Annotated in this window: 8 protein-coding genes and 1 pseudogene; 5 read left to right on the plus strand and 4 right to left on the minus strand. The window is 69.5% G+C overall.

The genetic code is table 11. From position 1 onward, the window contains the following. The 3 genes and pseudogenes from KD1_RS13670 to KD1_RS13680 all read left to right on the plus strand — a co-directional run. Window positions 1–298, plus strand: a pseudogene (locus KD1_RS13670) (acetyl-CoA C-acyltransferase); the annotation flags it as partial. After that, a complete protein-coding gene (locus KD1_RS13675) occupies window positions 292–981 on the plus strand; it encodes an energy-coupling factor ABC transporter ATP-binding protein (protein WP_068402809.1) in 690 nt (229 codons plus the stop codon). The pseudogene KD1_RS13670 and the gene KD1_RS13675, both read left to right, overlap by 7 nt. Then, complete coding sequence (locus KD1_RS13680; protein WP_068402811.1) at window positions 978–1583, plus strand: energy-coupling factor transporter transmembrane component T family protein; 606 nt, start codon at window positions 978–980, stop codon at window positions 1581–1583. Before KD1_RS13675 ends, KD1_RS13680 begins: the two co-directional genes overlap by 4 nt. 13 nt (window positions 1584–1596) lie before the next feature. On the opposite strand, the gene KD1_RS13685 is transcribed toward KD1_RS13680, so the two are convergent. Further along, the gene (locus tag KD1_RS13685) at window positions 1597–2220 is read right to left on the minus strand and encodes a DUF2461 domain-containing protein (protein ID WP_068402829.1); all 624 of its coding nucleotides are present in this window, start codon (window positions 2218–2220) and stop codon (window positions 1597–1599) included. Between the two features lie 70 nt (window positions 2221–2290). On the opposite strand from KD1_RS13685, the gene KD1_RS13690 reads away from it, so the two are divergent. Continuing rightward, window positions 2291–3463 carry a MalY/PatB family protein gene (locus KD1_RS13690; protein WP_068402814.1) on the plus strand — a complete coding sequence of 391 codons (1173 nt, stop codon included), beginning with the start codon at window positions 2291–2293 and terminating at the stop codon, window positions 3461–3463. A gap of 18 nt (window positions 3464–3481) precedes the next feature. Here the strand turns inward: KD1_RS13690 and KD1_RS13695 are convergent, their stop codons facing one another. After that, on the minus strand, window positions 3482–4207 hold the full coding sequence (locus KD1_RS13695; RefSeq protein WP_068402815.1) for a DsbA family oxidoreductase: 726 nt from the start codon (window positions 4205–4207) through the stop codon (window positions 3482–3484). Between the two features lie 142 nt (window positions 4208–4349). On the opposite strand from KD1_RS13695, the gene KD1_RS13700 reads away from it, so the two are divergent. Then, the gene (locus KD1_RS13700; protein ID WP_068402817.1) at window positions 4350–5630 is read left to right on the plus strand and encodes an NAD(P)/FAD-dependent oxidoreductase; all 1281 of its coding nucleotides are present in this window, start codon (window positions 4350–4352) and stop codon (window positions 5628–5630) included. A gap of 44 nt (window positions 5631–5674) precedes the next feature. Here KD1_RS13700 and KD1_RS13705 read toward each other — a convergent pair whose 3' ends face one another. Both KD1_RS13705 and KD1_RS13710 read right to left on the minus strand, forming a co-directional pair. Continuing rightward, the gene (locus KD1_RS13705) at window positions 5675–6085 is read right to left on the minus strand and encodes a type II toxin-antitoxin system VapC family toxin (protein ID WP_068402822.1); all 411 of its coding nucleotides are present in this window, start codon (window positions 6083–6085) and stop codon (window positions 5675–5677) included. Beyond that, window positions 6085–6321, minus strand: a complete 237-nt coding sequence (locus KD1_RS13710) for a type II toxin-antitoxin system Phd/YefM family antitoxin (RefSeq protein WP_068402824.1) — start codon at window positions 6319–6321, stop codon at window positions 6085–6087. Before KD1_RS13710 ends, KD1_RS13705 begins: the two co-directional genes overlap by 1 nt. Window positions 6322–6559: the final 238 nt, after the last annotated feature.

Below are 6559 nucleotides of genomic sequence, written 5' to 3' on the forward strand. Positions count from 1 at the left end.
TTCGACCCAAGCCGCGCTCGCACGAACCGGCCTGTCCCTCAACGATATTGACGTCATCGAGTTCAACGAGGCGTTCGCCGGACAGGTACTCGCCTGCTGCGACGAACTCGGCCTCGACCCCGAGCGCGTCTGCCGGGAGGGCGGCGCGCTGGCCCTCGGCCACCCGTGGGGCGCGTCGGGAGCCGTGCTCGCGGTGCGGCTCTTCCACCAACTCGTGGGCTCCCCCGGCCGACGCGGGCTGGCGGCGATCGCGGCCGGCGGCGGCCAGGGCGTGGCGATGGTGGTCGAGGCATGCTGATCGAATTCGACGGCGTCAGCCACGCGTACGACGAGTATCGCTTCGCCGTGCGCGACGTCACCGTCACCCTGACGGAGCGTCGCATCGGCCTCATCGGCGCGAACGGCTCGGGCAAGTCGACGATGGCCCGCATGCTCAACGGTCTGGTGCTACCGACCTCCGGCCGCGTGACCGTCGACGGTCTCGACACCGCCCGGTCGGGCAAGGAGGTCCGGCGCAAGGTCGGGTTCTGCTTCACCGACCCCGATGCCCAGATCGTCATGCCGACCGTGGCCGAGGACGTCGCCTTCGGTCTGCGCCGGCGAGGGTTGAGCAAGGCGGAGATCCGTGCGCGGGTCGAGGCGATCCTCGCGCGGCACGGGCTGGCCGGCCACCACGATCACCCGGCGCATCTGCTCTCGGGTGGGCAGAAGCAGTTGCTCGCGCTCGCGTCGGTCCTGGTCACCGAACCGGACCTCCTCGTCATGGACGAGCCGACGACGCTCCTCGACCTGCGCAACGCCCGCATGATCGCCGACCTCGTCGCGAACCTCGACCAACAGGTCGTCATGGTCACCCACCACCTCGACCTCGTGCGCGACTTCGACCGCGTGCTGGTCGTTGACGGCGGTCGGGTCGTGTTCGACGCTCCGCCCGCCGAGGCCATCGACCACTATCTCCAACTCATGGCGTCGCCACGATGAGCGCCGCGATCGGGCTCTACCGCCCGGGCACGTCGCTGCTGCATCGCGCACCGGCCGGCCTCAAGCTCGCCGCGCTCGTCGCCGCCGGAGTCGCGTCGCTGGCGGTCCGCGCGCCGTGGGAGGTGGCGGCGGTCCTGGTCGGGTTGGCGCTGGGGTACGCCCTCGCGCGGATCCCCGTGGCCGTGGCCGCGCGGCTGTTGCGCCCGGTGCTGTTCCTGCTCGTGCCGCTCGCGGTGTTCCACGCGATCGTCACGACGTGGCAGCACGCGGTCGTCGTGGTCGGGGTGATCCTCGCGCTGGTGCTGCTGGCGAATCTGGTGACCCTGACGACGCGCTCGTCGGACCTCATCGACGCGGTCGTGTGGGTGGTGCGGCCGCTGCGCCGGGTCGGTGTCGACCCCGAGCGGGTGGGGCTGCTCATGCACCTGGGGATCCGCTCGGTGCCGGTCGTCATCGAACTGGCCGAGCGGGTGCGCGATGCGCAGCGGGCCCGCGGATTGACGACGAGCGTGCGCGCCTTCGCCGTGCCCCTGCTGGTCGGAGCCCTGCGGCACGCCGACGCGCTGGGCGACGCCCTCGCCGCCCGCGGCCTCGACGACTGACCTTCGCCGGGAGCTAGCGCAGCGTCTCGGTCAACCAGTCGACGAGCGGGCGCACGGCGTTCCAGTCGGCGCGCACGTGCTCCAGCGCGGCAGCCGAGACCATCGCCTCGTCGTCGACCCGCCGCCCCACGGACAGCGACTTGTGCCGCAGCAGATCGATCCGCGGGTGGTTGCGGTCGAACCCGCGCGGCGCGGTGGTGAGCGTGTCACCGCCGAGCACCCACCCGTCGGCGGTGAGGTCCACGACGAGTCGCGCCAACTCGGCTCCGGCATCGGAGTCGATCCGCGCCCGCAACCGGGCCAGCGCGGCACCGTCGGCCCGGTAGAACCCGCCGCCGGTGCGCAGTCCGTCGGCCGAGATCTGCACGTACCACCCACACCCTGCGGCCGTCGACACGTACGCCCCCTGATGCGTCTTGTACGGCGACTTGTCGTGACTGAAGCGGAGGTCTCGATTCGGCCGGAACACCTTCGCCTCACCGAACTCGTCGGCCAGCGCGTCGGTGAGCTCGCGCATCGGCCTGACCACGGCGCTCCGATACACGTTCTTGTGCTCGTCCCACCACGCCTTGGTGTTGTTCATCTCCAGGTCTTCGTAGAAGTCGACCGCTGCCATCGGGAAGCCTTCGAAGGTCACCACCCGACTCTACGGCGCACCGACCGCCTCGGGACTGTAGGTTCGAGGGCGCAACCGAGAAGGAGTCACCGTGCCCACGCCCCACCACGATCCATTCGACATCTCCCTCGCCGAACTGCGCCGTCGCTCCAGCGCGAAGTGGTCGCTCGTCGAGCCCGACGTGCTGCCGGCGTGGGTGGCGGAGATGGACGTCCGCCTCGCTCCGGCCGTCGCCAAGGCGCTGCACGCGGCGATCGACATCAGTGACAGCGGGTACGCCGGTGACGCCTCGGCTGCGCTGAGCGCCATGGTCGACTTCCACCGCGACCGATTCGGCTGGTCGATGGACGGCAGCCGGGTGCGGGTCTTCTCCGACGTGCATGTCGCGGCGGTCATCATCGTGCGCCACCTCATCGAACAACTCGGCCCGGAGAACAACGGCGTCATCATCACCCCGCCGGTGTACAACTCGTTCTACACGTGGATGCCCGAGGCGGGCGCGCGGGTGGTCGAGGTGCCCCTGATCGAGCCGGAGCGCGGTGGCCGATTCGACCTCGCCGGGTTCGAGGCCGCGATGGTCGCCGGTGCGAAGATCCTGCTGCTGTCGAGCCCGCACAACCCGACCGGGCGGGTGTTCACCCGCGACGAACTGGCCGAGCTCGCCGCGCTGGCCCACCGGCACGGCGTCATCGTCATCGCCGACGAGATCCACGCGCCGCTGACCTTCCCCAATACCGAGTTCGTGCCGTGGATGACCGTCTCCCCCGAGGCACGCGAGGTCGGCATCTGGGTCGGTTCGGCGTCGAAGTCGTGGAACCTCGCCGGGTTCAAGGCCGCGTTCGTGTACACCGAGCGCGAGAACGTCTACCCCGCCGACCGCACTCCGGAGAACACGTGGGGCGCGGGCCTGTTCGGCCTCATCTCGGCCGAGGCGGCCTACCGCGATTCGCGTGACTGGCTCGACGACGTACGCGCCGGGCTGGCCAAGAACGCGACGCTGCTGGGGCGGTTGCTCGGCGAGCACCTTCCCGAGGTCGGGTATCACCCGCCGGAGGCGAGTTACCTCGCCTGGCTCAATGTCGCCGCCTTGGATCTCGGGCCGAATCCGACCCAGACGTTGCTCGACGAGGGGCGGATCTTCGTCAGCCCGGGTCCGATCTTCGGCGCGAGCACCGACTGGATCCGGCTCAACATCGGCACGTCACCGACGCATGTGCGCGAGTACGTCGCCCGGATCGCGGCGGTCGTGGCCAACCGCCGCTGATCCGAACGGACGCGGGGCTCAGTCGCAGCCGTTGACGCCGCAGGACGGCCCACTGGCCACGCCGACGCCGAGGTCGGCCAGCGGCGTCGGTTCGGGGTGGACCTCATTCCACACCTGGGCCAGCGCCTGCTCGAAGTACTCGACGGGCTGCGCTCCGGACACGGCGTACTTGTCGGCGAACACGAAGAAGGGCACGCCCTGCACGCCGATCTGGGCCGCGCGGCGGATGTCGGCGGTGACCTCGGCGTCGCGCTGCGGGTTGTCGATCGCGTCCCGCGCGGCCTGCGCGTCCAGCCCGGCCTCGGTCGCCACGGTGACGAGCACCTCGGGGTCCGAGATCGACGCTCCGTCGGTGAAGTGCGCCTTGAACAACGCCAGCTTGAGGCGGCGCATCAGGTCACCGCTCGGGTCGGCGTTGAGCGCGGCGTGCAACACCTGGTGGGCGCGGCGCGAGTTGGCCACGACGAGGGTGTCGAAGTTCATGGTCACGCCGTCCTGCGCGGCGGTCTGCTTGACCTGCTCGAACATCTGACGCACGTGCGCCTCAGGCATGGCCTTGCGGCTCGACAGGTACTCGATCTCGGTGCCGTCGTACTGCTCGGGCAGGGTCGGGTCGAGTTGGTAGCTGTGCACGGCGATCTCGACGCCGTCCTTGTGCGGGAAGGCGTCCAGGGCCTTCTCGAGGCGGGTGATGCCGATGTAGCACCAGGGGCAGGCGATATCGCTCCAGATGTCGATCTTCATGTCCTGACCAACGGGACTGATCGCGGAACCATTCCCATTTCAACCACCTCCCCCGCTGCCGTGGCGCGAAAGTTGCGCGTCTCCGCACGTGCAGATGCCCAAAGCCCCACCCCGGCACCCTGATCTGGGCCAGAGTGGAGGTATGAGCAGCGAGCCGATTGTCATCGTCGGCGGTGGCCTGACCGCCGCCCGAGCCATCGAGGCCATCCGCGAGAGCGAGCCCGTCACCCCCATCATCCTCATCGGCAACGAGGACCGCCTGCCGTACGAGCGCCCGCCCCTGTCGAAGGGGATCATGCTCGGCAAGGACTCCGAGGAGGTCGCCTACACGCACCCGCGGGAGTGGTACGACGAGCGCAAGGTCGACCTCCGCCTGGGCGTGACGGCCGAGCGACTGCACCCGGAGTCGCGCATGGTCGCCCTGAGCGACGGCAGCGAGGTCCACTACGACCGGCTGCTGCTGGCCACCGGGTCGGTCGTGCGCAAGCTGACCATCCCCGGTCACGACCTCAACGGGGTGCATTACCTGCGCACGATGGGGGACGCCGAGAAGATCCGCGCCCGCCTGATCGCCGGCGGTCGAGTCGTCATCGTCGGCGCCGGATGGATCGGCCTGGAGGTCGCCGCCGCGGCCCGCGCCCACGGGGTCGAGGTCACCATCGTCGAACCGCAGCCGACGCCGCTGTACGGGGTCGTCGGCGAGAAGGTCGGAGCGTGGTTCGCCGACCTTCACCGCGGCCACGGCGTGAACCTCAAGCTCGGTGTGGGCGTGACCAAGTTCGAGGGCGGGTCGCACGGCGAGGACCTGCCGTTCCAGTCCTCCCACCGCAAGGTCACCGCGGTGGTCACCAGCGAGGGCGAGCGCCTCCCCGCCGACATGGTCGTCGTCGGTGTCGGGATCCTGCCGAACACGGCGCTGGCCGAATCCGCCGGGCTCGCGGTCGACAACGGGATCGTCGTGAACTCCTCGCTCAAGGTCGGCAAGTACGGCATCTGGGCGGCCGGCGACGTGGCGAACTGGTACAACCCCACGTTCGAGACCCGGATGCGCGTCGAGCACTGGGCCAATGCCTACAACGGCGGCTACACGGCCGGGCAGTCGATGACCGGCCAGGAGGTCACGTACGGCCGGGTGCCGTTCTTCTACTCCGACCAGTACGACGTGGGCCTCGAATACGCCGGGTTCGTGCCGCGCGACGTCCAGACCGAGGTCGTGCTGCGTGGTGACCCGGCGACCAACGCGTTCATGGCGTTCTGGGTGACCGCGCACGCCTCCGGCCATCGGGTGCTCGCCGGCATGCACGTCAACGTGTGGGACACCGTCGACGCGATCAAGGCCCTCGTGCGCAACTACACGGTCGTCGACCTGGCCAAGCTCGCCGATCCGGGTGTGCCCCTCGACGCGGTCGCGGCGGGGCGGTAGTTCCGCCGGCGTCACCCGTCTGCGTCATCGGTGACTCAGCAGGCTCACCAGGCAGTGGCGATCCCGGCCTCTGCTGCGGCCCTCGCCAACGCGGCATCGAGGGTCGCCAACCTCGATCCGGTGCGCTCCGCCAAAGAGAGATACGAGGCGTCGTACGCCGAAAGTCGATGCCGCCGCGCCAACTCCAGGAGTTCTGGCATCGGCGCGACCTCGTGCGCGACCTCCAGATCGAGTTGGCCGAGCAAGGCCAGGAACCGTGCGGCTTGTGCCGACGTGATTCGTCGTTTGCGCTCAGCAACCAGGAGCACGTTGGTGACCTCGAGGTGCCACAGCGACGGGACGCGAGCGCCGGCACGTCCGACCTCCTCGAGAACGACATCACTCGCTTCCGAGGCCTCGTCCTCGAAACACCATGCCATGGTGACGGAGGTGTCGATGACAAGGTTGTTGGCCATTAACGGCGGCCCTCTTCGATCATCTGCCGAACGGAGCTCCGCCCGCGTCGTACACCCACGCGGGCCTCGCGCAGAGCGGCGACAATGTCAGCCCCGGTGCCTTCGCCATCCTTGGCGGGCACCAGTCTCGCCACGGCGCGTCCATGCTTGGTGATCGTGATCGACTCCCCTCGGGCCACGTCCGCCAGCAACCGAGGGAGATGAGTCTTCGCCTCGTACGCTCCGATCGTCTCCATGAGTTAAGACTAGTCTCAGACCAGTGTGAAACACAATGCCCGGAGCTCCGTCGAGGGAACAAATCGGGGCGACCCAACACCCAGTTGGGTCGTCCCGATTGTTCCCTCGGCGAAGAGGAGCGCGGTGCGGCTCAGGCGCCGGAGCGCCGTGGGCTCTGCTGCGGCGACGAGGCACGCCGACGCCCGACCCCACCCGCCGGACGCGCCGGCTGGGAGTTCGGGCCACCAGCCGGACGAG

Origin of the sequence: Kribbia dieselivorans NBRC 106261 (assembly GCF_001552435.1) — a bacterium.
In the GTDB taxonomy this organism is placed as follows: domain Bacteria; phylum Actinomycetota; class Actinomycetes; order Actinomycetales; family Dermatophilaceae; genus Kribbia; species Kribbia dieselivorans.

Excerpts from the sequence above, each read along its gene's own strand:
- KD1_RS13710 (WP_068402824.1), bottom strand. The coding sequence starts at position 6,321 with ATGGAGACGATCGGAGCGTACGAGGCGAAGACTCATCTCCCTCGGTTG.
- KD1_RS13705 (WP_068402822.1), bottom strand. The coding sequence starts at position 6,085 with ATGGCCAACAACCTTGTCATCGACACCTCCGTCACCATGGCATGGTGT.
- KD1_RS13680 (WP_068402811.1), top strand. The coding sequence starts at position 978 with ATGAGCGCCGCGATCGGGCTCTACCGCCCGGGCACGTCGCTGCTGCAT.
- KD1_RS13700 (WP_068402817.1), top strand. The coding sequence starts at position 4,350 with ATGAGCAGCGAGCCGATTGTCATCGTCGGCGGTGGCCTGACCGCCGCC.
- KD1_RS13675 (WP_068402809.1), top strand. The coding sequence starts at position 292 with ATGCTGATCGAATTCGACGGCGTCAGCCACGCGTACGACGAGTATCGC.
- KD1_RS13695 (WP_068402815.1), bottom strand. The coding sequence starts at position 4,207 with ATGAAGATCGACATCTGGAGCGATATCGCCTGCCCCTGGTGCTACATC.